This is a genomic window from Synechococcus sp. CB0101, assembly GCF_000179235.2.
Lineage (GTDB): Bacteria > Cyanobacteriota > Cyanobacteriia > PCC-6307 > Cyanobiaceae > Vulcanococcus.
The window spans coordinates 638,329-662,438 of sequence record NZ_CP039373.1 but is presented as its reverse complement, the minus strand read 5'-3'; the positions used below and the strand labels follow the sequence as shown (position 1 = coordinate 662,438).

Below are 24,110 nucleotides of genomic sequence, written 5' to 3'. Positions count from 1 at the left end.
CCGGCACCCTTACAGTGCCCGGGTCGGTAAAACGCAAGCGGTGACAAGCTTTCTGGCAGCAGCGATCCAGCTCACCAGCACCGCTGATCCCGACGCGAACTTCGCGGCGGCGGAGGAGCAAATCGATCTGGCCGCGCGCCGCGGTGCTGATCTGGTGGGTCTGCCCGAGAACTTCGCGTTCATGGGTGATGACGAACATCGTCTCGACATCGCTCCTGCCCTGGCGGAGCGGGCGCAGCAGTTTTTGATCACCATGGCCCGGCGCTACCAGGTGACCCTCCTGGGCGGCGGCTATCCGGTGCCGGCAGGAGAGCGCCTCACCAGCAATCGCGCGGAGCTGGTGGGTAAGGAGGGTGAAATCCTGGCTCGTTACGACAAGATCCATCTCTTCGACGTGGATTTGCCGGACGGCAACACCTATCGGGAGTCGGCCACGGTGCAACCGGGCGACCAGCTGCCGCCTGTGGTGGAGGTGCCTGGTTTGTGTCGGGTGGGCCTCTCCATTTGTTACGACGTGCGCTTCCCTGAGCTGTACCGGCACCTGGCGGCAGCAGGTGCCGACGTGCTGTTCATTCCGGCGGCCTTCACCGCTTTCACCGGCAAAGACCACTGGCAGGTGCTGCTGCAGGCCCGTGCCATCGAGAACACGGCTTACGTGCTGGCCCCAGCCCAGACCGGCAACCACGGCGGCCGGCGCCAGACCCATGGCCATGCCCTGGTGATTGATCCCTGGGGCACGGTGCTGGCGGATGCTGGCAGTGGACCGGGTCAGGCCGTTGCTCCGGTGGACGTGCAACACCGCCAGCGCATCCAGGCCCAGATGCCGAGCCTCAAGCACCGCCGGCCGGCCCTGTTCTGAGCGGTGAGCGCGACGTTCTCTTCCCGTCTGCGGGCGCGTTTGTCGGGGCTGGCCCTGGTCGCCGCCCTGCCCATCGTGGCGCTGGGTTCAGCCTTGCCCGCCTGGGCTGGAAGCGCCCTGGCCGCCTGGCGGATCAGCCGCTCGGGTGCCTTGGAGTTGCGCACGCCGCCTGGCACCAGCATCGAGGCGTTTTTTGAGGAGGGTCGCGGCCTGGTGGGCCCCAAGCTTTGGCTGGATCTCCCCGGTGCTCCCTCCCGCAGCCGCAGCGTGCGCGGCAATGGCGCCATCCGTGAAGTGAGGGTTGGCCGGCCCAGCGACAACACCACACGCCTGGTGGTGGAGTTCCGCCCCGGCACCAAGCTCGATCCCACGGAGCTGCGCTTGGTGGGTACCAGTGCCGACCGTTGGCAGATGCAGCTGGGTGAGGTGGTGAGCGGGATTAACCCCTTCGGCGAGGGTGATCTCGACGCTCCATCCACGCCGAGCTGGAGGGCGCGTCCTCCAGCCGCCGGGGTTCCTTCCGGGCCGATGCCCTCGGTGGAGGGCCTGCCCACCGTGCCGAGGAATCGCTACAAGGTGGTGATTGATCCAGGCCATGGCGGCCCCGACCCCGGGGCTGTGGGGATCAATGGATTGCGGGAAACCGATGTGGTGCTCGATGTGAGCCTGCAGGTGGCCCAGATCCTTCAGGCCAAAGGCGTGCAGGTGTTGCTGACGCGCACCTCGGAAGTGGATGTCGACCTGCCGCCGCGGGTGGCCCTCGCCAACAACAACCGCGCTGATTTGTTTTTGAGCATTCATGCCAATGCGCTGAGCATGTCGCGCCCGGATGTGAATGGCATCGAAACCTTCTATTTCCAGGACGGGCCCTCCAGGCGACTGGCCGAAGCGGTGCAGGTGCAGATGCTGCGGGTGTCTCCAGGGAGCCCCGATCGCGGTGCACGCCCGGGTCGCTTCTTTGTGATCCGCCGCACCGTGATGCCGGCGGCCCTGGCCGAGATGGGCTTTGTCACGGGTCAGCTGGATTCGCCGCGATTGGCGGATCCCGCCTTCCGCCGGCGGATGGCGGTGGCGATTGCCACTGGGTTGCTCAACTACCTGGTGGCCAATCCATGAGCGGAGCTCCCATCGGCATCTTTGATTCCGGATTGGGGGGCTTGAGTGTCTGGCGGCAGGTGGTGCATCACCTGCCGGATGAATCGGTGATCTACCTGGCAGATCAGGCCCATGTGCCCTACGGCCAGCGATCGGCCCAGGAGATCCAGGCCTATTGCAGTGAGATTGCAGGCCAGCTGATCGCCATGGGTTGCAAAGCAATCGTGGTGGCCTGCAACACCGCATCGGCCGTGGCGCTGGAGCCGTTGCGTCAGGCCTTTCCGCAGCTGCCGATCCTTGGGCTTGAACCGGCCGTGAAGCCGGCTGTAGAGCTCACCAACAGCGGAGTGGTGGGGGTGATGGCCACCCCCGCCACCTTCCAGGGGGAGCTCTACCGGGCCACGGTGGGGCGCTGGGCCGGTGATGTGCAGGTGGTGGAGCAGGTCTGCATCGGCTTGGCTGACCTGGTGGAAATCGGGGAGCTGGAAGGGGAGCGTTGTGATGCTCTGCTGCGCAGCTTCCTCAACCCGATGCTTGAGGCGGGTGCCGACACCATCGTGCTCGGCTGCACCCACTACCCCTTCGTGATTGAGGCGATTCGCCGGCTGGTGGGCCCTGGTCTGGCTGTGCTCGACCCTGCCCCGGCCGTTGCGCGCCACCTCGGGGAGGTGCTTACGGCTCAGGGCTTGTTGAACGGCAGCTCCGCCGGCCGTGAGCTGCGGTTTTTCACGAGTGCGCAACCCGACCGCTTCGATCGCTCGGTGGGCCGACTGGTGGGTGCCCGTTGCAGGAGTCAGCCCCTCGTCTGGCATCAGGGCCATTTGCATCACGGATGAGCCAGCGCCAGCCAGGGTGCGCCTCCTAGGATTCGGCCACAGCAGGGGGTCATGGCCACGGTTGCAGAGCTGCTTCAGCCCGTCGAGGCCGACCTCGAGGCCCTGCTGAGCGATCTGCGCAGCCTGATTGGAGCGGGGCACCCGATTCTTCAGGCTGCTGCAGAGCATCTGTTCAGCGCCGGAGGCAAGCGTCTGCGCCCCGGCATCGTGTTGCTGGTGTCTCGCGCCCTCGCCGCGGATGGTGAGCTCACCGCTCGGCATCGGCGCCTGGCGGAGATCACGGAGATGATCCACACCGCCTCGCTCGTGCACGACGACGTGGTGGATGAGGCCAGCACCCGCCGTGGTGTTGACACCGTGCACAGCCGTTTCAACCACCGTGTGGCGGTGCTGGCCGGCGATTTCTTGTTTGCCCAGGCCAGCTGGCATCTCGCCAACCTCGATGACCTCGAGGTGGTGAAGCTGCTCTCCCGCGTGATCATGGATCTCGCCGATGGCGAGGTGAAGCAGGGCCTGTTCCGTTACGACACCGGCCAGAGCTTCGAGACCTACCTCGAAAAGAGCTACTGCAAAACCGCCTCCCTGATCGCCAACAGCGCCCGAGCCGCAGGCGTTCTCAGCGGCCTGCCGGCCCATCAGCTTGATGAGCTCTATCGCTTTGGCCGCCAGCTCGGATTGGCCTTCCAGGTGGTCGACGACATTCTTGATTTCACCGGCAGCGATCAACAGCTGGGTAAACCGGCCGCCAGCGATCTGGCGACGGGTTATCTCACCGCTCCGGCCCTCTATGCCCTCGAGGAGCATCCAGCCCTGGCGGGACTGATTGAACGCGAGTTCAGCGAAGACGGTGATCTCGATCAAGCCCTCGAGCTGGTGCGCAACAGCCAGGCGATTCAGCGCTCCCGCGCCCTGGCGGAAGGGTTTGCCAATGAGGCCCGAGAAGCCATCAGTTGGTTGCCGGCTTCCGATTGCCGCAGTGCGCTGCTGGCGCTGCCCGAGTTCGTGCTCAGCCGGCTCTACTGAAGCTCCTCGAGCACCTCGATCAGGCTGGCCAGGAAGCACTCAATCCCTGGATAGAGCTCGCGGCGCTGTTCAACGCTCAGGTGGCTGGGGGGCAGCACATGCACCCGGCAACCCGCGGCCCTGGCGGCGCGCACTCCGGCTGGTGAATCCTCAAACGCCCAGCAGCGCTGAGCGTCCACCCCGAGCCGCTCAGCTGCCAGCAGAAACACATCCGGCGCTGGTTTGCCTTGCCCCAGATGGGGGTCATCGCCATGCACCCGCACCCTGATGGCGGCCAACCAGGGGTGGGGCGAAGCCTTTAAGTCCACAGCGGCTTTGGAGCTGCTCGTTGCCAGCGCCATGGGAATCCCCAGGGCAGCGCAGTGCTCCACCAGATCTGGCGCACCCGGCATCGGCGCTGCACGCACGAGTAGCGCCTCGGCGATGGGCTGGCGCACGGCCAGGAGATCGTCTCGGCTGGGGGTTGTGGCTGCACCGCTCGCACCAATCCACTGCAGCACCTGATCCGCGCAATCGTGGCGGCGGCGGCCCCGCAAGGCCAATAGCTCATGGGACGCCAGGGGCCTGCCGAAATGGCTAGCAGCGTGCTGCCAGGCCTCCGCATGCAGCGGTTCTGTGTCGAGCAGCAGCCCGTCGAGATCGAACAGGCAGGCGGCGGGGCGGACCATGGCCCCATCCTGAATCAGCACCGATCCCGCTGCGCCCATTACAGGCCTGCTGCTGGGGCGGTCAGCCCGCTTGTTGGCTCGCTTGAATGGGCGCGCCTGCCCTTGCCAGCATGTCTGAGGCCCAGACCAGCCCCGCCACCGGCACCACGATCGAATCGGTGCTGCAGGAGCAGCGGGTGTTTGAGCCGCCGGCAGCCTTGGCGGCCGGCGCGGCCATCGGTTCGCTGGAGGCCTACAGCCAGTTGGCGGCCCAGGCCCAGCAGGATCCTGATCAGTTCTGGGGTGAGGCAGCCCGTCGTGAGCTGCACTGGTTCGAGCCCTTCCACACGGTGCTGGATTGGAGCCATCCACCCTTCGCCCGCTGGTTTGAAGGGGGCACCACCAACCTCAGCTTCAACTGCCTCGATCGTCACCTCGAGGGTGCACGTGCCGACAAGACCGCGCTGATCTGGGAGGGGGAGCCCGGCGATAAGCGCACCTTCACCTACCGGCAACTGCACGCAGAGGTGTGCAAAGCCGCCAATGCCCTCAAAGCGCTTGGGATCGGCAAGGGCGATCTGGTGGCGCTCTATATGCCGATGGTGCCGGAGGCTGCCATCGCCATGCTGGCCTGCGCCCGCATCGGCGCTCCCCATTCGGTGGTGTTTGGCGGGTTTTCGGCCGATGCCCTGCGCGATCGCCTGATCGACGGCGAGGCCAAGGCGGTGATCACCGCAGACGGCGGCTTCCGCAAAGACAAACCGGTGCCGCTCAAGCCAGCGGTGGATGAGGCCCTTTCCGGCAATGGCGGAGCCCCGAGCGTGGAGCACGTGCTGGTGGTGCGCCGCATTGAGGGCGACTGCGCCATGCAGAGCGGCCGCGACCACTGGTGGCACGAGCTGGTGGATGCCCAGAGCGCCGAGTGCCCGGCCGAGCCGATGGCCAGTGAAGACCGCCTGTTTGTGCTGTACACCTCAGGCTCCACCGGTAAGCCGAAGGGGGTGGTGCACACCACCGCCGGTTACAACCTCTGGGCCCATCTCACCTTCCAGTGGATCTTCGATCTCAAGGAGAACGACATCCACTGGTGCACCGCCGATGTGGGTTGGATCACCGGCCACAGCTACATCGTCTACGGGCCGTTGTCGAACGGCGCCACCACCGTGATGTACGAGGGTGCGCCGCGGCCCAGTAAGCCCGGCGCCTTCTGGGAGGTGATCCAGAAGCACCAGTGCACGATCTTCTACACAGCCCCCACCGCGATCCGCGCCTTCATGAAGAGCGGCCGCGAGGTGCCGGATCAATACGACATGAGCTCGTTGCGGATCCTCGGCACCGTGGGTGAGCCGATCAACCCCGAGGCCTGGATCTGGTATCGCGATGTGATCGGCGGCAACCGCTGCCCGATCGTGGACACCTGGTGGCAGACCGAAACTGGTGGCGTGATGATCAGCCCGCTGCCCGGCGCAACACCCACCAAGCCAGGCTCCGCCACCCTGCCGCTGCCCGGCATCCAGGCCGACATCGTTGACCACGACGGCAACTCTCAGCCCGCCGATCAAGGCGGCTACCTCGCGATCCGCCGGCCTTGGCCCGGAATGATGCGCACGGTGCACGGCGATCCCGATCGCTTCCGTAAGAGCTATTGGGAGGAGATTCGACCCGCCGACGGCTCCTGGCTCTACTTCGCCGGCGATGGTGCCCGCCGCGACAGCGATGGCTACTTCTGGGTGATGGGCCGCGTCGATGACGTGATCAACGTCAGTGGTCACCGCCTCGGCACGATGGAAATTGAGAGCGCGCTGGTGAGCCATCCGGCGGTGGCGGAGGCCGCCGTGGTGGGCCGCCCCGATGATCTGAAGGGCGAAGGGATTGTGGCCTTTGTGACCCTGGAGGCAGGCCGTAGCGGTGATGAGGCCCTGATCGCTGAGTTGCGCGGCCATGTGGGCAAGGAGATCGGTCCGATCGCCCGCCCCGATGTGATCAAGTTCAGCGATGCCCTGCCCAAGACCCGCAGCGGCAAGATCATGCGCCGCATCCTGCGTGCGTTGGCTGCCGGCCAGGAGGTGAGCGGCGACACCTCCACACTCGAGGATCGCTCCGTGCTCGACGCGCTGCGCGTTTGATCAGCGCTGCAACAGCGCCGGTTGCCACCAACGGCAGATCGTCTCTGCGAGGGAGTCGATCTGCCGTTGCCGCGCAGGATCATCAGCCCAGCTGCCCAGCAGGTTCTGGCGCAGGCCAGCACTGGCGGGGGTGAGGTGATCGCCGGGCTTCTCCAGCAGTTCGGAGTGATCGCCGGGTCGTTGCTGCAGCACCGCCAGCAGCCGCGGCGACTGATCGATGCCATCGCGGTTGAAGCGCACCAGCAGGTTGTTGGCCTGGCGGTAGTTCGCACCCACCAGGCGCAGGGTTTCGCTGGGGGAGGGGCTGAATTCGCTCTGGATCCCCAGGCGCGGTCCCAGCTCCGCCAGCAGCGGCACGCTGCGCTCGGCCGAGAAGTTGTTGAAGCTCAAAGCGGCCAAGCCGCTGCAGCCCCGGCCGTTGTCAGGTGCCAGCAGGTGCAATTTGCAGCCCAGGCTGTGGCCCAGGCGCAGGGCGGGCAGGTTTTCGGGGCGGGCGGAGCGGAACAGTTTCCAGGCTTCATTGGCCTGGGCCTGATGATCAAAACCCGGCACATAACTCCAGGCCTGGATCGCCAAGCCACGACGGCTCAGGGCCTCCAGCAGGCGCCGGTAGCTGAGTTGAGGTGTAGCGGCGAGGTAGCTCCCGCCGATGAACTGCACCAGCCCGAGGGGAGATCCCCCCTTCGGGTTCCAGGCACCAGAGGCTGCCCCGCTGGCGCCAGCTCATGGCTGTCGCAGTGCCTTGAGAGCCTCGATCGCTTCGCGGCGATGGGCCGGACCATCGAGCAAGTTGTTGAACACATGGCGAATCACTCCCTCGCCATCGATCACATAGGTGACGCGGCCCGGCAGCAGTCCCAACACGCTCGGCACACCGAAGGCCTTGCGCAGTTGATTGCCTTTGTCCACCAGTAGGGGGTAGGGGAGGTTGTGGCGCTGGGCAAAGCGCTGATGGCTGGCGGCGTTATCGCCGCTCACGCCCCACACCTCGGCGCCCATGGCCTGCAGATCGCTGTAGCTATCGCGAAAGGCGCAGGCCTCCATCGTGCAGCCAGGGGTGTCGTCTTTGGGATAGAAGAAGAGCACCAGGGCTTTGCCGCCAAGTTGATCGCTGCGTTGTTCGGTGCCGTGCTGATCGGCGAGGGCAATCAGGGGTGCGCGATCGCCGCTGCTCAGGGCTGCTGCCAAGACGAAAGGAAGAGGTTGCCGAAACCCTAGGCAGGGCCTGGCGCGGCCTGGGATCATGAAGCCGACGCGCAGCGCTCCATGGCCCCGGCTGAACCTCTGCAACCCTGGGAGCAGGTGGACCTGTTGAGCCTGATGCAGGCTCCGGTTGCGGCATCGCCTCAGGCTCCTCCTGAGCCGGATCGGCCGGAGCCGGTTGCTGAGCTCCAGCCCGAGTCCGAGCCGGAATCCAAGTCAGCGCCTGAACCCCAGTCAGCGCCTGAGCCTCTGCCTGAAATCCCTGCACCTCTGGTGCCCCAGCGGCTGTTGATCCTCGACACCGAAACCACCGGCCTCGACCCTCAGCGTGATCGCTGCATCGAGCTGGGGGCCGTGCTCTTTGATGTGCCCCGCCGTTCCGTGCTGAGCCAGGTGTCGTTGCTGCTCCCCTGCGAGCAAAACCCAGCCCAGGCGGTGAACGGGATTGATCCACGGCTCACGCAGCAGCCTCAGCCCTGGCAACAGGGCTTGCAGTGGTTTGAGGCACTGCTGGCCGCTTCAGATGTGGTGGTGGCCCACAACGCGGCTTTTGATCGCCAATGGTTCGGCATCGCTCCGTTGCCCGCGATCGACAAGCCTTGGCTGTGCTCCATGGAGGACATCCGCTGGCCGGCGGATCGCCACCTGCGCTCGAATCCATCGGTGCGGGATCTGGCGCTTGCTTACAGCGTGCCGGTGTGGGCCGCCCACCGCGCCCTCACCGACTGCATATATCTGGCTCAGGTGTTTGAGCGCTGCAGCGATCTCGAGCCGCTGCTGCAACAGGGCCTGGAGCCGCGGCGGCTCTACCGCGCACGCTTGTCGTATGAGGAGCGCCATAAGGCCCGTGAAGCCGGCTTCCGCTGGAACGAGCCCGTGAGTGGGGCTTGGAGCCGTCGCTTGTCGGAGCGGGAGGCGGCGTTGTTGACCTTCCCGGTGGTGCCTGTGGAGGGTGATCAGCAGCGCCGTTCGGCCTAGCGGCTCCGCTGGTTTTCCTTCATCTATAGGAAGGTGAAACGCTGCTTTCAACGGCCCAGGGCATTTGCGGCCATGGTGTGGATGAAGCTTCGAGGCTGCGTGCGATGGCTGTTTCCGCCCGCGGACACCCCCGCCATCCACCCCCTGTGCATCAGCGCGTCCAACGCTGGCAGGACACCCGCACCTGGGCTCGGCTCATCCGTGAGGCCGAGGCGCTCTGGCATGTGGACGTGCGTGACCTGCGCCGTCTTGGTGCGCTCGAGTTGTCGCAGTTGCTGGAGGAAGTGCCTCCCAGCCTTCGCCCTCGGGTGAACCGTTGGCTGGCTTGTTATCGGGTGCATACCCGGCTGCAGTGAATGCTGCCGGGCATAAAAAAAACCACCCGGAGGGGTGGTTGAAAGCCGGTTGAAATCGGAGCGGCGGGATTTGAACCCACGACCCCCACTACCCCAAAGTGGTGCGCTACCAAGCTGCGCTACGCCCCGGCGAGAAAGAAATTATCACAGCGCCTTCCCGCGTCTGGCCTGGATTTTGCGCAGAAGCGAGGCGGTGAGTTCCTCCCGGTTGAGGCTGCTGTAACCCCACAGGCGCAGAGCCTTGGCGAGCTCCCGCAGCTCCCTCAGATTCATCGCTGCCAGCCGCAGTTCCGGGATGCGCTGCCAGGCGGAGCTGGTCATGGGCAGGTCACTGCCGCTCTGCCCTCCCCGCAGACCCGCCAGAGCTCCATCGGCCATCCATTCGGGCACCAGCACGAACAGCACCGCCAGCAGGCCGTAGAGCTCCACCAGACCCCGGGGCAGCGGATGGAGCTGTCGCTGGGGTTTTGGAGCCACGCTGATGTTCAGGGATGGGCGCGGCATCCACGCCGCCGGGGCATTGTCACCCACAAGCCTGGGATCTGGTTGGCTCAGATCAGCTCGGCATTGCGCTGACCCGGCAGCAATGGCTGTTGCGGCGCTGGGGCTGTCTTGGGTGAAAGGGGTGCTGCATCGCGCCATTGCAGGGCTGGTTCTGGCGATGGAGCCAGCCGCACAAACCAGAACACCACGGCAAAGACCAATCCGAGGGTGATCAACATCCCGAGGATCACGGTGCGGTCGGGTAAAGGATTCATCCGGGGCTCAGGCTTGATCGGTGCGGGTGCATTGCAGCTTGCGGCGGCCCTGCTCCAGGGTGAGGCTGTCGCCCCAGAGGATCAGCTCCATCGCCTCGCTTCCGTAGCGAACACCAGGTTGGCTGCTCGCCACGCGGAACAGGGTGAAGCGGTTGCGGCCGCTGATCAACGAAGCCTGGGCGTCATTGCGTTCCACCACCAGCACACCCTGATCGCCGCAGAGAAAGCGGTCGCGGATGTCGTAGTCCTCCCACCAGGGGCTGCTGAGGGCCAGCAGCGGAAGCAGCAGAGCAATCACAACGCAGTTAGAAGCCAATCGGAGCGTTTTCGCCCCGCAGCACGCAGTGATCGATCGACCAGTCGTAGTGGCTCCAGACCGATGCGGGCAACTTGTAGGCCGAGCCCTCGAACCCATCCAGCAGCACGCCGCTGGGCCGAGCTGAGCAGTAGGGGCGGCTGCCGGGACGCGCCAGATACTGCTGGTGGTAGGTCTCCGCGAAGAAGAAGGGCTTACCGGTTGCGATCTCGGTGGTGATCGCTGCCTTGCCGTTGGCGTTCAGCAGTTCCTGGTAGCGATCGCGGGAGGCTTCAGCAACCTTGAGCAGCTCTGGGTCGTTCACATAGATCGCTGAGCGGTATTGAGTGCCGGTGTCATGTCCCTGGGCCATGCCTTGGGTGGGGTCGTGGCATTCCCAGAACAGCTTGAGCAGGTCGCTGAAATCAATGGCGTTGACGTCCCACACCACCCGCACCACTTCGGTGTGCCCGGTGCGGCCTGAGCACACCTCCTCATAGGTGGGATTCGGGGTGTAGCCGCCGGCATAACCCACGGCGGTGCTGATCACGCCAGGCAGGCGCCAGAAGCCTTTTTCCGCACCCCAGAAGCAGCCGCAGCCGAAGAGAGCCTCTTGCTGGCTGGTGCTGAGCGGTGCTTTCAGGGCGGTGCCGAGCACCACATGGCGGTCGGCCGTGGCAATGGGCTCGGTGCGGCCGGGCAGCGCGGCATCGGGGGCGATCAACGCGCCCTTGGATCCACCCAGTCCCTGAAACAGTCCGAACACTGATGCCGCAGCCGATGTGCTGGGGTCAGCCTACGGCGCTCAACCTTGTGGTGCGCCGGGTTCCAGGGCGATGTGGTTCAGCAGCGTGGTGGTGAAGGCGAAGAGCAGGAACGGCAGCGAGAGCACCAGGATCAGCCCCACACCCACCAGGGCAAACAACGGTTTACTGGCGCCCATCAGGGCCAGGCCGGCCGCCAAGCTCACGAACATCACCAGCATCCAAATCAGGATCTGGCCGTAGATATCCCCGAAGGTGAGGGTGCAGCGCAGTCGGTAGGGCACACCGGTGGTCATGGCAGCGGCGCGGAGCGTGCTTCCAGCTAAGCCACGCCGCTGCACCTTGTCTGGTGACAGGCACAGAGTGTGATCGAATCCGGCGGTGGCTTGAAGCGCGGATCAGGCTGCCTGGCTCAGCTGCTGCTCTGCCTGCTCGCGCTCCCAGAGCCGTCTGTAGGTGCCGCTCTGCTGCACAAGCTCGTTGTGGTGGCCTTGCTGCACCAGGCGGCCGCCATCCATCACCAGGATGCGATCGCAGGCGGCGGCGGCCGAGAGCTGGTGGCTGATCATCAGGATCGTGCGGTCCTGCTGGCTGCGCACCGATTGGAGGATGTCGGCGGCGGTGTTGTTGTCCACGCTCGCCAGCGCATCGTCGAGCACCAGAAGCGGGGCCTGCACCAGCAGGGCCCTGCCCAGGGCGGTGCGCTGCCGCTGGCCGCCGCTGAGGGTGATGCCCCGTTCTCCCACGAGCGTGCTGTAACCATCGGGGAAGCCGCGGATGTCTCCCTCGAGCCGTGCCTGGATCGCGGCAGCCTCCACCTGCTCCTGGCCGGCACTGGGTTCGCCGTAGCGCAGGTTGTCGGCCAGGGTGGCGGTGAACAGGTAGCCCTCCTGCGGCACCAGGGCCACCTGGCGGCGCAGTTGATCGAGCTCCACCTGGGTGATGTCGGTGCCGTTGAGGAACAGCGCGCCCTCGGGTACCTCCACCATGCGGCCCAGGGCCCGGGCCAGGGTGGTTTTGCCGCAGCCCACCGGGCCCACCACCGCCACCAGTTCGCCCGGTTCCAGGCGGAAGCTCACGCCATCAAGCGCCAGGCGATCTGCATCGGGATAGCGCAGCGAAAGGTTGTGGGCCTCCACAGAGGCGGCCCGGCGGCCGGCCTGCTGCGGTGGGGCGATCTCCTGAGGCTGCGCCGGTGAGGTGACCTGTGGTTTGCGCCGCAGCAGCTCTTCCACCCGCTCAAGGCTCACCTGGCCGGTCTGGAAGGTGTTGAGGGTGAAGCCCAGCAGTGCGGTGGGGAAGACCAAGCGCTCCACATACAGGATTAACGCCACCAGATCGCCAATGCTCAGGCGCCCGGTTTCCAGCTGGCCGCTGCCCAGGGCGAGCAGCAGTAGCAGGCTCACCGAGGAGATGCCCTCCAGCAGCGGAAACAAGGTGCTGCGGGTGCGGGCTAGCTGCAGCGCGTCGTCGCGGTAGCGGCGATTGCGGGTTTCGAAGGCTTGCCGTTCGGTGGCCTCCTGGCCGTAGATCTTGATTGCATTGATCCCGGAGAGGTCTTCCTGGATCAGATCGCTGAGCTGGGCGAGGGCTTCCTGCTGGCGCCGCTGCTGCCGCATCATCCGCCCACCGAACAGGCGCACGGTGACCAGCATTAAGGGGTAGAGCCCCACCGCCGCCAGGCTGAGCAGGGGATCGATGGCGAGCATCGCCGGCAGTGTGAGGGCATAGGCCAGCACCGTGTTGGTGAGGCTGAGCACGGCGAAACCGAGCAGGCGCCGCACGTTTTCCACGTCGCTGGTGGCGCGGCTGATCACTTCTCCGCTGCCGGTGGTCTGCACCCAACCCGGCTCCTGGCGGAGCATGTGATCGAAGATCTGCTGCTTGAGGCTCGCTTCTACCTGGCGTCCCACGCCGAACACCAACATGCGTGACCACAGCCTCACGCCACCCATCACGGTGGCCAGGGCGATGATCAGCGCGGCTTGACGGAGCACATCGCTGAAGGTGAAACCATCCTGCAGGTCATCGATCACGCCGCGCACCAGCAGCGGCAGGGCGACGCTCAGCAGGTTCACCACCACCAACGCCGCCACACCCAGCAGCACCGTGCGGCGATAGGGCCGCAGGTAGCGCCCGATCAATCCGAACCGGATGGCTGCCATGTCGCACCGCAGGAAGCTGCCAACCTAGGGAGCCAGCCGTGCCGCACGATCTGATGCCCGCCAGCGATCAGCCCGAGCAACAGCATCCTTTGTATGCCAGCGATCGCGAGCTGGTGGATTCCCTGCTGGCCACCCAGCAGCCCGTTGATGCCCAGCTGGTGGATCTGGGCCGGCTGTTGATGCGCTACGCCGGCTTCCCCGGCGCTCTCGACCTTCAGGACGATCTGGAGAAAACGCTTCGCCTGTGGGGGTTCAGCCATGCGGAACTCAATCAACGCTGCCGGGCGATCTGGGCCTCCGGGTATCGCCCCGGTGCTGAAGCGCAGGAGCAGGCCGTGGGCTCAGGTTTCGACACCGCCGATCAGGACAGTCCCTGAACTTTTCTGCTACATCAGCCCCATCTGATTGCTCCCCATGGCCGCTGTTTCGTCCTGGCCCGCGCTGCTGGAGCAGCTGTTGCAGGGGAAATCGCTTCAGACAGAACAAGCCGCAGCCCTGATGCAGGCCTGGCTCGCCGAAGAGCTTGAGCCGGTGCTCACGGGTGCCTTGCTTGCTGCCCTGCGGGCCAAGGGGGTGAATGGTGAGGAGCTGGCGGCGATGGCCCAGGTGCTGCGCCAGGCCTGCCCGTTGCCTGGCCCACGGCCTGAGCTGCCCCTGGTGGATACCTGCGGTACCGGGGGCGATGGGGCCAACACGTTCAACATCTCCACGGCCGTTGCGTTTGTGGCGGCGGCCTGCGGCGCCCACGTGGCCAAACACGGCAACCGCAGCGCCAGCGGCAAGGTGGGTTCGGCTGATGTGCTCGAGGCCGCGGGGCTCAATCTCAAAGCCCCAGCCGAGCAGGTGGTGGCGGCCCTTGAGCCCGCAGGTGTCACCTTCTTATTTGCCCCGGGCTGGCATCCGGCCCTGGTGGGGCTGGCTCCACTGCGCCGTGCCCTGGGGGTGCGCACGGTGTTCAACCTGCTCGGTCCTCTTGTGAATCCGCTGCGCCCGGATACCCAGGTGTTGGGTGTCGGTGCCTCCGATCTGTTGGATCCGATGGCGGATGCCCTGGCTCGCCTGGGCCTGCGCCGAGCTGTGGTGGTGCACGGTCATGGTGGCCTGGATGAGGCGTCGTTATCGGGTCCGAGCGAATTGCGGTTGATCGAGGCGGGCTCGGTGCGCTCTGAAACGATCACGCCGGCAGCGCTCGGTTTGTCGGAAGCCCCGATGCAGGCGCTGGTGGGCGGTGAGCTGGCTGAGAACCAGGCGATCCTGGAGGCCGTTCTGCAGGGGCGCGGCAGCGTGGCCCAGCGCGATGTGGTGGCCCTTAATTCGGCCTTAGTGCTCTGGGCATCGGGTTGCGCCGAGTCCGTGGCAGCTGCCGTGCCCGTGGCGCTTGCAGCGATGGCGAGCGGTGAAGCCTGGCAGCGGTTTGAGCGCCTGCGCGCAGCCTTGGCTTCCCGTTAGCCCTGATCCCGCTGGAGGGGATGATGGGGGCATGACCACAGCTTCTTCCCCATCTCCCGCCCTGCTCGTGCTGGCCGATGGCCTGGTGCTGCGCGGTGAAGCCTTCGGTGCCAGCGGTACTGCGGTGGGTGAGGTGGTGTTCAACACCGGGATGAGCGGTTATCAGGAGGTGATGACCGATCCCAGTTATTCCGGCCAGTTGGTGACGTTCACCTATCCGGAACTGGGTAACACCGGCGTGAACAGCGCTGATCAGGAAGCCGATGCGCCCCATGTGCGCGGGGTGATCGCCCGAGAGCTGGCGCCTGTGCCCAGCAGCTGGCGTTGCGAAGACACGCTGGAGGCCTGGCTGCAACGCCACAACGTGGTGGGGATTCGCGGCATCGATACGCGGGCCTTGGTGCGCCATCTGCGCGAAGGCGGCGCGATCAACGGCGCGATCAGCACCGATGGCAGCACACCCCAACAGCTGCTCGACCAGGTGCGTTCAGCTCCCTCGATGGCCGGCCTCAACCTGGCCCAAACGGTGAGCACCGACGCGGCCTACGACTGGAGCAGTCTCTGCCCGGCTGCTTTTGATCAGCGCCTGCAGAGCAATCCCGCCACCCCTTATCGGGTGGTGGCGATTGATTTCGGCATCAAGCGCGCCATCCTCGAGCGGCTGGCCGCTCACGGCTGCGCGATCACCGTGCTGCCCGCTGATGCCACCCTTGCGCAGGTGCTGGCCTTGCAACCCGAGGGCGTGTTCCTCTCCAACGGCCCCGGGGATCCGTCGGCGGTCACCACCGGCATCGAGCTGGCGCGAGGCTTGCTGGCCCAAAGCAATCTGCCGGTGTTCGGCATCTGCCTGGGGCACCAGATCCTCGGTTTGGCCATGGGCGGCAGCACCTACAAGCTCGGCTATGGCCACCGCGGCCTCAACCACCCCTGCGGCAGTCCAGGCGTGGTGGAAATCACCAGCCAGAACCACGGCTTCGCCATCGATGCGGCTTCGCTCCCTGCCGATGCGGTGGAGGTCACCCATTTCAATCTCAACGACCGCACCGTGGCGGCCCTGGCCCATCGCCAGAAGCCAGTCTTCGGTGTTCAGTACCACCCCGAGGCGAGCCCTGGACCCCACGACGCCGACCACCACTTCGGTCGTTTTGCAGCCTTGATGGCCGAGCGGCGCAGCTGAGTCAGCCGTCCAGGCACTGCGCGCCATCAATGCAGCTTTGTTGCGGTCCTGTTCGTTCCGAAAACCGTCATTACACTGCAGGCGCCCCAAACGTCAGAGGTCAGGAGCCATCACTGATCTGCAGCGATTGACCGTGTCTCTGCGCGGTGGCTTTCAGCAGCAGGACGGCTGTCTGCTGTTCAGCTTCACCGGCCAGCTCGACGCCTACTCCGAGAAGCAATTTCTCGCGTTCATCACCGAGCACCTCACCAGCACACCGCAACCGCTGGTGATCGATCTGAGCAAGATCGACTTCATCGACTCTTCCGGTCTGGGTGCCCTGGTGCAGATGGCCAAGCACTGCAACGACCAGGCCATGCAGTTCCTGGTGGTTGGTAATGCCCGGGTCGTGCAGACGGTGAAACTGGTGAGGCTTGAGCAGTTCCTCCATCTCCAGCCCGACCTCGATACCGCCCTCGGATCCATCGCGGCCTGATTGGCTTTCCGCGATTCCGGCCAGTTCCAACACCGCTGACCTCGGCCCGCTGCAGCTGGCCTGGCTGGGGGATGCGGTGTGGGAGCTTCACCATCGCCTGCGCCACTGCCGCCAGCCCGGCCGCAGTGGCGAGCTGCATCGTGCCGTGGTGGCTGAAGTGCGTGCCGATGCCCAGGCTGCAGCCCTGGCGGTGCTGGAGCGCGATGGCCTGCTGAGCCAGGAGGAGCTAGAGCTGGTACGGAAAGGCCGCAACCGTGCCGGCCGTGGACCCCGCAAAGGAGAGGCCGGCATTTATGGGCGGGCGACGGGGTTTGAGACAATGGTGGGCTGGCTCTTTCTTCAAGACCCCAGCCGCCTTGCCCAGCTGCTGGCACACCTCGAGAACGCCGACCCGATAACCCCTTTGCCCGCTGACGCATGAGCCCCCGTTTTGATCGCCGCAGGGACCAAGGCCAGGGCTCGGGGGCGGCAGGTTCGCGCCCGGGCCGCCCGGCTCGCCCCGATGCGCGCGGTGGTTCGCGTCGTCCATTTGCACCCCGTGGTGAGTGGCGCCCGGAGCGTGGTGGTGAGGGGGGTGATCGTGGCGAACGCGGCGATCGCCCGTCCTTCGGCCGTCGGCCAGAGCGAGGCGACCGTTCCGAGCGTTTTGGCGATCGGGATCGGGGGCGTCCGGAGCGCCGTTTTGATGGCGCCCGCCGCGGTGGTGGCGAACGCCCTCGTTTTGAGCGCTCTGGTGCAGACCGCTTCGGCGGTGATCGCCCCGGCTCGGAGCGACCCAGCGGCGATCGCCCCAGTTTTGACCGTGCATCCGGTGATCGTCCGGGTGGCGGGCGCCCCCGCTTCGAAGGGGTCCGCGGCAGCGGCAGCCGCACAGAGCGCCGCCCCGGCCGTCCCCAGGGGCAGGGCCGTTTTTCCTCAGCGCGTTCGTCGTTCCAGGAGCGCCGCTTCGAGCGCAAGCCCCTGCGCGGTGATCGCGACCAGGCGGCTGCCAGCCGTCCGCTGATCGTCGACGCCCCCACTGGCGAATCCGAACGCTTCAATGCGGGTCCGGCTGACGATCTGATCTGGGGACGCCACGCAGCTCAGGCGGCCCTCGAGAGCGATCGCCCCATTCATCGCATCTGGTGTACGCCGGAGATGCGCTTCCAGCCACGCTTCATGCAGCTCCTGCGGGAGGCCAAGGCCGGTGGTGTGCTGGTGGAGGAGGTCACCTGGGCGCGCCTCGGCCAGCTCACCGATGGAGCCGTGCACCAGGGCATCGTGCTCCAGGCCGCTGCGGCTGACACCCTCGATCTGGGCAGCCTGATCGATGGCTGCCGTTCCATTGGCGAGCCGCCCCTGCTGATGGCCCTCGATGGGATCACGGATCCCCACAATCTCGGCGCCATCGTGCGCAGCGCTGAGGCCCTCGGCGCCCACGGCCTGGTGCTGCCCCAGCGACGCAGCGCCGGCCTCACCGGTTCGGTGGCCAAGGTGGCTGCAGGCGCCCTCGAGCACCTACCCGTGGCCCGGGTGGTGAACCTCAACCGTTCGCTGGAAACCCTGAAAGAAGAGGGCTACCGCGTGATTGGCCTAGCCGGAGAAGCCGGCGTGGCCCTCAGTGAAGCCGATCTGGATGGCCCCCTGGTCATCGTGACCGGTTCAGAGGGATCGGGCCTGTCCATGCTCACCCGCAAGCACTGCGATCAGCTGGTGCGCATTCCCCTGCGGGGCGCCACCCCCAGCCTCAATGCCTCGGTGGCCACCGCAATGGTGCTCTATGAGGTGGCCCGCCGGGGCTGGATGAAGCAGATCACGGGTTCGGCCCCGGCGCCGCGCATCGTGCGGCCCCAGATCCCCTCGGCCCCAGCGGCTGCACCCGTTGCAGCTCCTGAGGCCGAGCCTGAGCTGCAGGATGAACCTCTGCTCAGCACGGAGCTGGAGAGCGAGGCGCCCGAGACCTTCACCCCCGAGGAGGCCGAGGCTGCCCAAGCCTTGGTGGAGCACGTGGTGGCTGAGCTCAATGCCCCCAGTGAGCCGGAGCCGGAGCTTGTGTTGGGCCTGGCCCCCGGTAGCCCTGTGGATTTCTCAGGCGATATCAAGCTCTGATTGCTGCGTCCGCCGCTTTCGCGGCCACAATGAGTCCACTGCCCACCGCCCCATGACCACCCTGTTCCAGCCCCTGCGCAGCGTTGCCAATGGGCTTGGTCTGGCCTGGTGGGCTCGGGTGGAGACGCGCCAGCCCGATGTGACCTATTGGTTTGGCCCCTACGTGCGGCGCAGCAGCCTTGAGGAGGCCCTGCCGCCATTCCTGGCGGATTTGCGCAGTGAAGGTGCAGCCGAGGTGAACCACGCCCTGCTGCGTGCCCGCCGCGGCGAGCCCTTCACCATCAGTGCTGACTGATAGCGTCGACCCCTGGAATTGCAGCAGGGTTGATGGGGATCGCCGAGTGGCGCGAGCAGCTCAAGCGCGGCGAGGTGTCCGCCCGCGAGCTCACCGATCAGCACCTCAGCCGCATCGAGGCGGTTGAGCCCAGCATCCACGCTTACACCGAGGTCACCGCGGAGCGGGCCCGGGCCGACGCCGATCGCATCGATGCCGCCCGCGCCGCCGGTGAGCAGCTGCCTCCCCTGGCCGGTGTTCCGCTGGCCATCAAAGACAACCTCTGCACCAAAGGGGTGCGCACCACCTGTTCCAGCCGGATGCTGGAAGAGTTCGTGCCCCCCTACGAATCCACAGTCACCGGCCGTCTCTGGGGTGCCGGTGCTGTGCTGCTCGGTAAAACGAATCTCGATGAGTTCGCCATGGGCAGCTCCACCGAGACCTCGGTGTTCGGCCCTAGCCGCAACCCCTGGAACACCGACAAGGTGCCTGGCGGCAGCTCCGGTGGCAGCGCCGCGGCCGTCGCCGCTGGTGAGTGCGTTGGCTCCCTCGGCTCCGACACCGGCGGCTCGATCCGTCAGCCCGCCGCCTTCTGCGGGGTGGTGGGGCTGAAGCCCACCTACGGCCGCGTCAGCCGCTACGGCCTGGTGGCCTTCGCGAGCTCCCTGGATCAGGTGGGTCCCTTTGCCAACAACGTGGCCGATGCGGCTGAACTGCTGCAGGTGATCGCCGGTGAAGATCCGCGTGATTCCACCTGCCTCAAGGCTCCGGTGCCTGATTACACAGCCGCGCTTCAGCAGCCAGTCGCTGGCCTCAAGGTGGGCATCGTGCGCGAGTGCTTTGAAGCTGAGGGGCTTGATCCCGAGGTGAAGGCGTCGGTGATGGCCGCCGCCAACCAGCTGGAAGCCCTCGGTTGTGAACTGGTGGAGGTGAGCTGCCCCCGCTTCAACGACGGCATCGCCACGTACTACGTGATCGCCCCGTCCGAGGCGTCGGCAAACCTCGCCCGTTACGACGGCGTGAAATACGGCTACCGCGCCGCCGATGCCGCCAGCCTGGCGGAGATGACCTCCCGCAGCCGCGCCGAAGGCTTCGGTGATGAGGTGCAGCGCCGCATCCTGATCGGCACCTACGCCCTCTCGGCGGGCTACGTGGATGCCTACTACAAGAAAGCCCAGCAGGTGCGCACCCTGATCCGCCGCGACTTCGACCGTGCCTTTGGGTCGGTGGATGTGCTGCTCACGCCCACCTCACCCACCACCGCCTTCGGCTTTGGCGCCCACGCCGAAGACCCCCTTGCGATGTACCTGGCTGATCTCCTAACCATTCCCGCCAACATGGCTGGCCTGCCGGCCATCAGCCTGCCCTGCGGCTTCGATGGGGCCGGCCTGCCGATCGGTGTGCAGCTGATCACCGGCGTGCTCCAAGAAGAGCGGCTGCTGCAGGTGGCCTGGCACTACGAGCAGGCTGCTCGCGTGATGGAGAAGCGTCCGGCGGCTGCCCTGGTGCCCTGACGCCATCCCTGGCGTGTTGCGTTCAGGATCGTGCTGAGCAAGCCCTGAATCTGGTGGTGGCCCCTTAGCCTGGGGCCATCGCACCGCCCTCTGGCTTCGCCTGTGGCTTTCGTTCCGCTCCATAACCACAGCGACTACAGCCTTCTGGATGGGGCCAGTCAGCTGCCGGCGATGGTGAAACGGGCTGAGGAGCTGGGCATGCCGGCCCTGGCCCTCACCGACCACGGCGTGATGTACGGCGCCATTGAGCTGCTCAAGCTCTGCAAGGGCACCGCCGTGAAGCCGATCATCGGTAATGAGATGTATGTCATCAATGGCTCGATTGATGACCCCAATCCCCCCAAAAAAGAGCGCCGCTACCACCTGGTGGTGCTGGCCAAGAACGCGGTGGGCTATCGCAACCTGGTGAAGCTCACCAGCATCAGCCACCTGCGTGGCATGCGCGGCCGTGGCATCTTTTCGCGCGCCTGTATCGATAAACCCACCCTCGAGCAATACAGCGAGGGGCTGATCGTGGCCACCGCCTGCCTTGGTGGTGAGCTCTCCCAGGCGATCCTGCGCGGTCGACCCGATGTGGCCCGCGATGTGGCCCGCTGGTATCAGGGCGTGTTTGGCGACGACTTTTACTTGGAGATCCAGGACCACGGTTCACCGGAAGATCGGATCGTGAACGTGGAACTGGTGCGTATTTCTCAGGAGCTGGGCATTCCGCTGATCGCCACCAACGACGCTCACTACCTCACCAGCAACGACGCTGAAGCCCACGACGCGCTGCTCTGCATCCTCACCGGCAAGCTCGTCACCGACGAGAAGCGCCTGCGTTACACCGGCACCGAATACATCAAAGGTGAGCAGGAGATGCTGGCCCTGTTCGCCGATCACCTCGAGCCGGAGGTGGTCGCCGAAGCGGTCGCCAACACCGCCCGTGTGGCCGAAAAGGTGGAGGACTACGACATCCTCGGCCGCTATCAGATGCCCCGCTTCCCGATCCCGGAGGGGCACACGCCGGTGAGCTATCTGCGCGAGGTGAGCGAGCAGGGTTTGCGGGCCCGGCTTCAGTTGCCGGAGAACGAAGTGTTCACGCCGGAGTACGGCGAGCGGCTCACCTTCGAGCTGCAGGTGATGGAGCAGATGGGCTTCCCCACCTACTTCCTGGTGGTGTGGGATTACATCCGCTTCGCCCGCGAGAACGGCATCCCTGTCGGGCCCGGCCGCGGTTCGGCCGCCGGTTCCTTGGTGGCCTACGCCCTGGGGATTACCAACATCGATCCGGTCACCAACGGGCTTTTGTTCGAGCGCTTCCTCAATCCTGAGCGCAAGTCGATGCCTGATATCGACACCGACTTCTGCATCGAGCGCCGTGGCGAGGTGATCGACTACGTGACCCGCCGCTATGGCGAGGAGAAGGTGGCCCAGATCATCACCTTCAACCGCATGACCTCCAAGGCCGTGCTGAAGGATGTGGCCCGCGTGCTCGACATCCCCTACGGCGATGCCGATCGTTTGGCGAAGTTGATCCCGGTGGTGCGCGGTAAGCCCGCCAAGCTTAAGGAGATGATTGGCGATGAATCACCGGCGCCCGAATTCCGCGAGAAATATCAGAACGATCCCCAGGTGAAACGCTGGGTGGATATGGCGATGCGGATCGAAGGCACCAACAAAACCTTCGGTGTGCATGCGGCTGGTGTAGTGATCGCCGCTGATCCGCTCGATGAGGTGGTGCCGCTGCAGCGCAACAACGACGGCCAGGTGATCACCCAATACTTCATGGAAGACGTGGAGTCGATGGGGCTCCTGAAGATGGACTTCCTCGGCCTCAAAAACCTCACGATGATCGATAAAACCATCGATCTGGTGGAGCAGAGCACTGGCCAGAAGGTGGATCCTGATGCGCTTCCTCTCGATGATCCCGGCACCTACGGCCTGCTGGCCCGCGGCGATCTTGAAGGCATCTTCCAGCTGGAATCGAGCGGCATGCGCCAGATCGTGCGCGATCTCAAGCCCTCATCCCTGGAGGACATCTCGTCGATCCTGGCGCTCTACCGGCCGGGTCCGCTCGATGCCGGCCTGATTCCCAAGTTCATCAACCGCAAGCATGGCCGCGAGGCGATTGATTTCGCCCACGCCAAGCTCGAGCCGATCCTGCAGGAGACCTACGGGATCATGGTGTATCAGGAGCAGATCATGCGGATTGCGCAGGATCTAGCCGGCTATTCACTCGGTGAAGCCGACCTGCTGCGGCGTGCGATGGGTAAGAAGAAGAAGAGTGAGATGGAGAAGCACCAAAGCATCTTTGTGAAGGGGGCCACCGAGCGCGGTGTCGACTCGAAGATCGCCGAGGCGCTGTTTGAGCAGATGGTGCTGTTCGCCGAATACTGCTTCAACAAGAGCCATTCCACCGCCTACGGCGCGGTGACCTATCAAACGGCGTATCTGAAGGCTCACTATCCAGTGGCCTACATGGCGGCGCTGCTGACGGTGAATGCCGGCACCACCGACAAGGTGCAGCGCTACATCTCCAACTGCAATGCCATGGGCATTGAAGTGATGCCGCCGGATGTGAACGCCTCCGGGATCGACTTCACCCCCGTGGGCGACCGCATCCTGTTTGGCCTTTCCGCCGTGCGCAATTTGGGTGATGGCGCGATTCGCGCCCTGTTGGAGGCCCGTAGCGCTGATGGCCCGTTCCGCTCCCTGGCCGATCTCTGCGACCGCATCCCCGGCACCACGCTCAACCGGCGCTCACTTGAATCGCTGATCCATTGCGGTGCGCTCGATGCTCTCGAGCCCCAGGCCAACCGTGCCCAGCTGATGGCTGATCTCGATTTGATCGTGGATTGGGCCTCCTCCCGTGCCCGCGACCGCGCCAGCGGCCAGGGCAATCTGTTTGATCTGATGGGTGGCGGCAGTGCTGATGCTGTTGCCGATGCAGCTGGCAGCGGAGATCTGAGCACGGCCCCCAAGGCAGCGCCGGTGCCCGACTACCCGCCCACCGAAAAGCTCCGTCTGGAGAAAGACCTGGTGGGCTTCTACCTCTCCGATCACCCGCTCAAGCAGCTCACCCGCCCGGTGCAGCTGCTCTCACCCGTGGGGCTGGGCAGCCTGGAGGAGCAGGCCGATAAGACCCGCGTCAGCGTGGTGGGCATGGTGGCGGGCCTGCGGCCTGTCACCACGCGCAAAGGTGATCGCATGGCGGTGCTGCAGCTCGAAGACCTCAGCGGCAGCTGCGAGGCCGTGGTGTTTCCGAAGACCTACGCCCGCCTGGCGGATTTCCTGATGGTGGATGCGCGCTTGTTGATCTGGGCCTCGGTGGACCGGCGCGATGAGCAGGTGCAGTTGATCGTGGATGACTGCCGCGTGATCGATGAGCTCAAGGTGTTGCTGGTGGAGCTCGAAGGCAGTGAGGCCAGTGATATCGCTGTGCAGCACAAATTGCGCGAGTGCCTCAATCAGCACCGCACCGAGAAGGATGAGGCCGGCGTTCGCGTTCCCGTGGTGGCGATGGTGCACCACCACGGCCAGACCCGTTTCGTGCGCCTCGGCCATCAGTTCTGCGTGCGTGACAGTGAGGCCGCCCTCAGCAGCCTCACCGCCCAGGCGTTTCGGGCTCGCCTCAGCTCGCCGCTGGTGGCCGCTTGATCGAGCTGCGCAGCCGGCTGATGTTCAGGCCAATCTGCTCAAACCCCAGCAGGCTGCCGGCTCCCGGCTCCCAGCTGGCGGAGAGCACCCCGTAGCTCAGCCCCACCAACCCCAACAAGAAGAATCCCCCGGACGTCACCAAGGTGACACCAGGGGGAATATCCATCACGCCCTTGCTCACCAGCAGATAACTGGCCACGAATGTGGACATCCCGAGAACGCTGGGGATGCCTGTGGCAATCGCCACCCGCCGGGCCATGCGATTGGCCACGTAATCGGGAATGGTCTGCTGAGGCTTGGCTTTGGTTCTGTTGAGGCTGGCAGGGGGTTGCGGCCCTAGACCACCGCCGCCGCCGGAGCGGGCGCGGTTATTCCCCTTGCCTGCCATC

Annotated in this window: 26 protein-coding genes and 1 tRNA gene; 16 read left to right on the top strand and 11 right to left on the bottom strand. The window is 65.7% G+C overall.

The features are described 5' to 3' along the window. Nucleotides 1-40: 40 nt before the first annotated feature. Genes CB0101_RS03650 through sds form a run of 4 tightly spaced genes read left to right on the top strand, consistent with a single transcriptional unit; the run spans nt 41 to nt 3,813 of the window. Nucleotides 41-859 (top strand): carbon-nitrogen hydrolase family protein, encoded by an 819-nt coding sequence (locus tag CB0101_RS03650; protein WP_010307873.1) that lies wholly within the window; start codon nt 41-43, stop codon nt 857-859. 39 nt (nt 860-898) lie between these two features. After that, a complete protein-coding gene (locus CB0101_RS03645) occupies nt 899-1,975 on the top strand; it encodes an N-acetylmuramoyl-L-alanine amidase (protein WP_010307874.1) in 1,077 nt (358 codons plus the stop codon). Next, the gene (gene murI / locus CB0101_RS03640; protein WP_010307877.1) at nt 1,972-2,790 is read left to right on the top strand and encodes a glutamate racemase; all 819 of its coding nucleotides are present in this window, start codon (nt 1,972-1,974) and stop codon (nt 2,788-2,790) included. Before CB0101_RS03645 ends, murI begins: the two co-directional genes overlap by 4 nt. A gap of 51 nt (nt 2,791-2,841) precedes the next feature. Then, on the top strand, nt 2,842-3,813 hold the full coding sequence (gene sds / locus CB0101_RS03635) for a solanesyl diphosphate synthase (RefSeq protein WP_010307880.1): 972 nt from the start codon (nt 2,842-2,844) through the stop codon (nt 3,811-3,813). Here the strand turns inward: sds and CB0101_RS03630 are convergent. Continuing rightward, a complete protein-coding gene (locus CB0101_RS03630) occupies nt 3,807-4,481 on the bottom strand; it encodes an HAD family phosphatase (protein ID WP_043717449.1) in 675 nt (224 codons plus the stop codon). The genes sds and CB0101_RS03630 overlap by 7 nt on opposite strands. 110 nt (nt 4,482-4,591) lie before the next feature. Here CB0101_RS03630 and acs point away from each other — a divergent pair, with 110 nt between their 5' ends. Continuing rightward, the gene (acs, locus tag CB0101_RS03625) at nt 4,592-6,586 is read left to right on the top strand and encodes an acetate--CoA ligase (protein WP_010307889.1); all 1,995 of its coding nucleotides are present in this window, start codon (nt 4,592-4,594) and stop codon (nt 6,584-6,586) included. Here the strand turns inward: acs and CB0101_RS03620 are convergent, their stop codons facing one another. Continuing rightward, on the bottom strand, nt 6,587-7,246 hold the full coding sequence (locus tag CB0101_RS03620; RefSeq protein WP_010307893.1) for a DUF1350 family protein: 660 nt from the start codon (nt 7,244-7,246) through the stop codon (nt 6,587-6,589). Nucleotides 7,247-7,309: 63 nt separating this feature from the next. After that, nucleotides 7,310-7,774, bottom strand: a complete 465-nt coding sequence (locus CB0101_RS03615; protein WP_010307898.1) for a peroxiredoxin — start codon at nt 7,772-7,774, stop codon at nt 7,310-7,312. Between the two features lie 78 nt (nt 7,775-7,852). On the opposite strand from CB0101_RS03615, the gene CB0101_RS03610 reads away from it, so the two are divergent. Together CB0101_RS03610 and CB0101_RS03605 are read left to right on the top strand one after the other, a co-directional pair. Continuing rightward, nucleotides 7,853-8,767: a 3'-5' exonuclease gene (locus CB0101_RS03610; RefSeq protein WP_010307903.1), complete on the top strand. Its 915-nt coding sequence runs from the start codon at nt 7,853-7,855 to the stop codon at nt 8,765-8,767. A 104-nt stretch (nt 8,768-8,871) separates the two neighbouring features. Further along, the gene (locus CB0101_RS03605; RefSeq protein WP_010307907.1) at nt 8,872-9,123 is read left to right on the top strand and encodes a hypothetical protein; all 252 of its coding nucleotides are present in this window, start codon (nt 8,872-8,874) and stop codon (nt 9,121-9,123) included. 55 nt (nt 9,124-9,178) lie between these two features. On the opposite strand, the gene CB0101_RS03600 is transcribed toward CB0101_RS03605, so the two are convergent. The 7 genes from CB0101_RS03600 to CB0101_RS03570 form a co-directional block, all read right to left on the bottom strand. After that, nucleotides 9,179-9,252, bottom strand: a tRNA-Pro gene (locus tag CB0101_RS03600). A 15-nt stretch (nt 9,253-9,267) separates the two neighbouring features. Further along, nucleotides 9,268-9,627 (bottom strand): Rho termination factor N-terminal domain-containing protein, encoded by a 360-nt coding sequence (locus tag CB0101_RS03595; RefSeq protein ID WP_043717431.1) that lies wholly within the window; start codon nt 9,625-9,627, stop codon nt 9,268-9,270. Nucleotides 9,628-9,674: 47 nt separating this feature from the next. Beyond that, nucleotides 9,675-9,881 carry a hypothetical protein gene (locus tag CB0101_RS03590; protein WP_010307914.1) on the bottom strand — a complete coding sequence of 69 codons (207 nt, stop codon included), beginning with the start codon at nt 9,879-9,881 and terminating at the stop codon, nt 9,675-9,677. A gap of 7 nt (nt 9,882-9,888) precedes the next feature. Next, nucleotides 9,889-10,179 (bottom strand): hypothetical protein, encoded by a 291-nt coding sequence (locus CB0101_RS03585; protein WP_010307917.1) that lies wholly within the window; start codon nt 10,177-10,179, stop codon nt 9,889-9,891. Nucleotides 10,180-10,186: 7 nt separating this feature from the next. Continuing rightward, nucleotides 10,187-10,942 (bottom strand): peptide-methionine (S)-S-oxide reductase MsrA, encoded by a 756-nt coding sequence (msrA, locus tag CB0101_RS03580; protein ID WP_010307922.1) that lies wholly within the window; start codon nt 10,940-10,942, stop codon nt 10,187-10,189. A 39-nt stretch (nt 10,943-10,981) separates the two neighbouring features. Beyond that, nucleotides 10,982-11,236 carry a hypothetical protein gene (locus CB0101_RS03575; protein ID WP_010307926.1) on the bottom strand — a complete coding sequence of 85 codons (255 nt, stop codon included), beginning with the start codon at nt 11,234-11,236 and terminating at the stop codon, nt 10,982-10,984. A 102-nt stretch (nt 11,237-11,338) separates the two neighbouring features. Continuing rightward, nucleotides 11,339-13,105 (bottom strand): ABC transporter ATP-binding protein, encoded by a 1,767-nt coding sequence (locus tag CB0101_RS03570; RefSeq protein ID WP_010307929.1) that lies wholly within the window; start codon nt 13,103-13,105, stop codon nt 11,339-11,341. Nucleotides 13,106-13,143: 38 nt separating this feature from the next. Between CB0101_RS03570 and CB0101_RS03565 the strand changes: the two genes are divergently transcribed. The 9 genes from CB0101_RS03565 to CB0101_RS03525 all read left to right on the top strand — a co-directional run bounded on the left by CB0101_RS03565 (nt 13,144) and on the right by CB0101_RS03525 (nt 23,721). Beyond that, nucleotides 13,144-13,482: a DUF3288 family protein gene (locus tag CB0101_RS03565; protein ID WP_010307932.1), complete on the top strand. Its 339-nt coding sequence runs from the start codon at nt 13,144-13,146 to the stop codon at nt 13,480-13,482. Between the two features lie 37 nt (nt 13,483-13,519). Beyond that, nucleotides 13,520-14,554: an anthranilate phosphoribosyltransferase gene (gene trpD / locus CB0101_RS03560; protein ID WP_010307935.1), complete on the top strand. Its 1,035-nt coding sequence runs from the start codon at nt 13,520-13,522 to the stop codon at nt 14,552-14,554. Between the two features lie 31 nt (nt 14,555-14,585). After that, on the top strand, nt 14,586-15,731 hold the full coding sequence (gene carA, locus CB0101_RS03555) for a glutamine-hydrolyzing carbamoyl-phosphate synthase small subunit (RefSeq protein WP_010307938.1): 1,146 nt from the start codon (nt 14,586-14,588) through the stop codon (nt 15,729-15,731). A gap of 127 nt (nt 15,732-15,858) precedes the next feature. Next, nucleotides 15,859-16,206 carry an STAS domain-containing protein gene (locus CB0101_RS03550; protein ID WP_010307942.1) on the top strand — a complete coding sequence of 116 codons (348 nt, stop codon included), beginning with the start codon at nt 15,859-15,861 and terminating at the stop codon, nt 16,204-16,206. A gap of 49 nt (nt 16,207-16,255) precedes the next feature. Beyond that, on the top strand, nt 16,256-16,627 hold the full coding sequence (locus CB0101_RS03545; RefSeq protein ID WP_050778769.1) for a ribonuclease III domain-containing protein: 372 nt from the start codon (nt 16,256-16,258) through the stop codon (nt 16,625-16,627). Continuing rightward, nucleotides 16,624-18,294, top strand: coding sequence for a 23S rRNA (guanosine(2251)-2'-O)-methyltransferase RlmB (gene rlmB / locus CB0101_RS03540; RefSeq protein WP_010307946.1), 1,671 nt, complete (start codon nt 16,624-16,626; stop codon nt 18,292-18,294). Before CB0101_RS03545 ends, rlmB begins: the two co-directional genes overlap by 4 nt. A gap of 52 nt (nt 18,295-18,346) precedes the next feature. Beyond that, the gene (locus tag CB0101_RS03535; RefSeq protein WP_010307950.1) at nt 18,347-18,589 is read left to right on the top strand and encodes a DUF1816 domain-containing protein; all 243 of its coding nucleotides are present in this window, start codon (nt 18,347-18,349) and stop codon (nt 18,587-18,589) included. Between the two features lie 32 nt (nt 18,590-18,621). Beyond that, the gene (gene gatA, locus CB0101_RS03530; protein ID WP_010307954.1) at nt 18,622-20,082 is read left to right on the top strand and encodes an Asp-tRNA(Asn)/Glu-tRNA(Gln) amidotransferase subunit GatA; all 1,461 of its coding nucleotides are present in this window, start codon (nt 18,622-18,624) and stop codon (nt 20,080-20,082) included. A gap of 102 nt (nt 20,083-20,184) precedes the next feature. Continuing rightward, entirely contained in the window at nt 20,185-23,721 is a 3,537-nt protein-coding gene (locus CB0101_RS03525) for a DNA polymerase III subunit alpha (protein WP_010307957.1), read from the top strand. On the opposite strand, the gene CB0101_RS03520 is transcribed toward CB0101_RS03525, so the two are convergent. Next, complete coding sequence (locus tag CB0101_RS03520; protein WP_010307961.1) at nt 23,696-24,109, bottom strand: PAM68 family protein; 414 nt, start codon at nt 24,107-24,109, stop codon at nt 23,696-23,698. The two genes, CB0101_RS03525 and CB0101_RS03520, sit on opposite strands and share 26 nt — an antisense overlap. Nucleotide 24,110: the final 1 nt, after the last annotated feature.

Bases quoted from the DNA above. Each gene is read 5' to 3' on its own strand.
- carA (WP_010307938.1), top strand. From the start codon at position 14,586: ATGACCACAGCTTCTTCCCCATCTCCCGCCCTGCTCGTGCTGGCCGAT.
- CB0101_RS03535 (WP_010307950.1), top strand. From the start codon at position 18,347: ATGACCACCCTGTTCCAGCCCCTGCGCAGCGTTGCCAATGGGCTTGGT.
- CB0101_RS03575 (WP_010307926.1), bottom strand. From the start codon at position 11,236: ATGACCACCGGTGTGCCCTACCGACTGCGCTGCACCCTCACCTTCGGG.
- gatA (WP_010307954.1), top strand. From the start codon at position 18,622: ATGGGGATCGCCGAGTGGCGCGAGCAGCTCAAGCGCGGCGAGGTGTCC.
- CB0101_RS03590 (WP_010307914.1), bottom strand. From the start codon at position 9,881: ATGAATCCTTTACCCGACCGCACCGTGATCCTCGGGATGTTGATCACC.
- trpD (WP_010307935.1), top strand. From the start codon at position 13,520: ATGGCCGCTGTTTCGTCCTGGCCCGCGCTGCTGGAGCAGCTGTTGCAG.
- CB0101_RS03520 (WP_010307961.1), bottom strand. From the start codon at position 24,109: ATGGCAGGCAAGGGGAATAACCGCGCCCGCTCCGGCGGCGGCGGTGGT.
- CB0101_RS03595 (WP_043717431.1), bottom strand. From the start codon at position 9,627: ATGCCGCGCCCATCCCTGAACATCAGCGTGGCTCCAAAACCCCAGCGA.
- CB0101_RS03630 (WP_043717449.1), bottom strand. From the start codon at position 4,481: ATGGTCCGCCCCGCCGCCTGCCTGTTCGATCTCGACGGGCTGCTGCTC.
- acs (WP_010307889.1), top strand. From the start codon at position 4,592: ATGTCTGAGGCCCAGACCAGCCCCGCCACCGGCACCACGATCGAATCG.
- murI (WP_010307877.1), top strand. From the start codon at position 1,972: ATGAGCGGAGCTCCCATCGGCATCTTTGATTCCGGATTGGGGGGCTTG.
- CB0101_RS03570 (WP_010307929.1), bottom strand. From the start codon at position 13,105: ATGGCAGCCATCCGGTTCGGATTGATCGGGCGCTACCTGCGGCCCTAT.
- rlmB (WP_010307946.1), top strand. From the start codon at position 16,624: ATGAGCCCCCGTTTTGATCGCCGCAGGGACCAAGGCCAGGGCTCGGGG.
- CB0101_RS03605 (WP_010307907.1), top strand. From the start codon at position 8,872: ATGGCTGTTTCCGCCCGCGGACACCCCCGCCATCCACCCCCTGTGCAT.
- CB0101_RS03610 (WP_010307903.1), top strand. From the start codon at position 7,853: ATGGCCCCGGCTGAACCTCTGCAACCCTGGGAGCAGGTGGACCTGTTG.
- sds (WP_010307880.1), top strand. From the start codon at position 2,842: ATGGCCACGGTTGCAGAGCTGCTTCAGCCCGTCGAGGCCGACCTCGAG.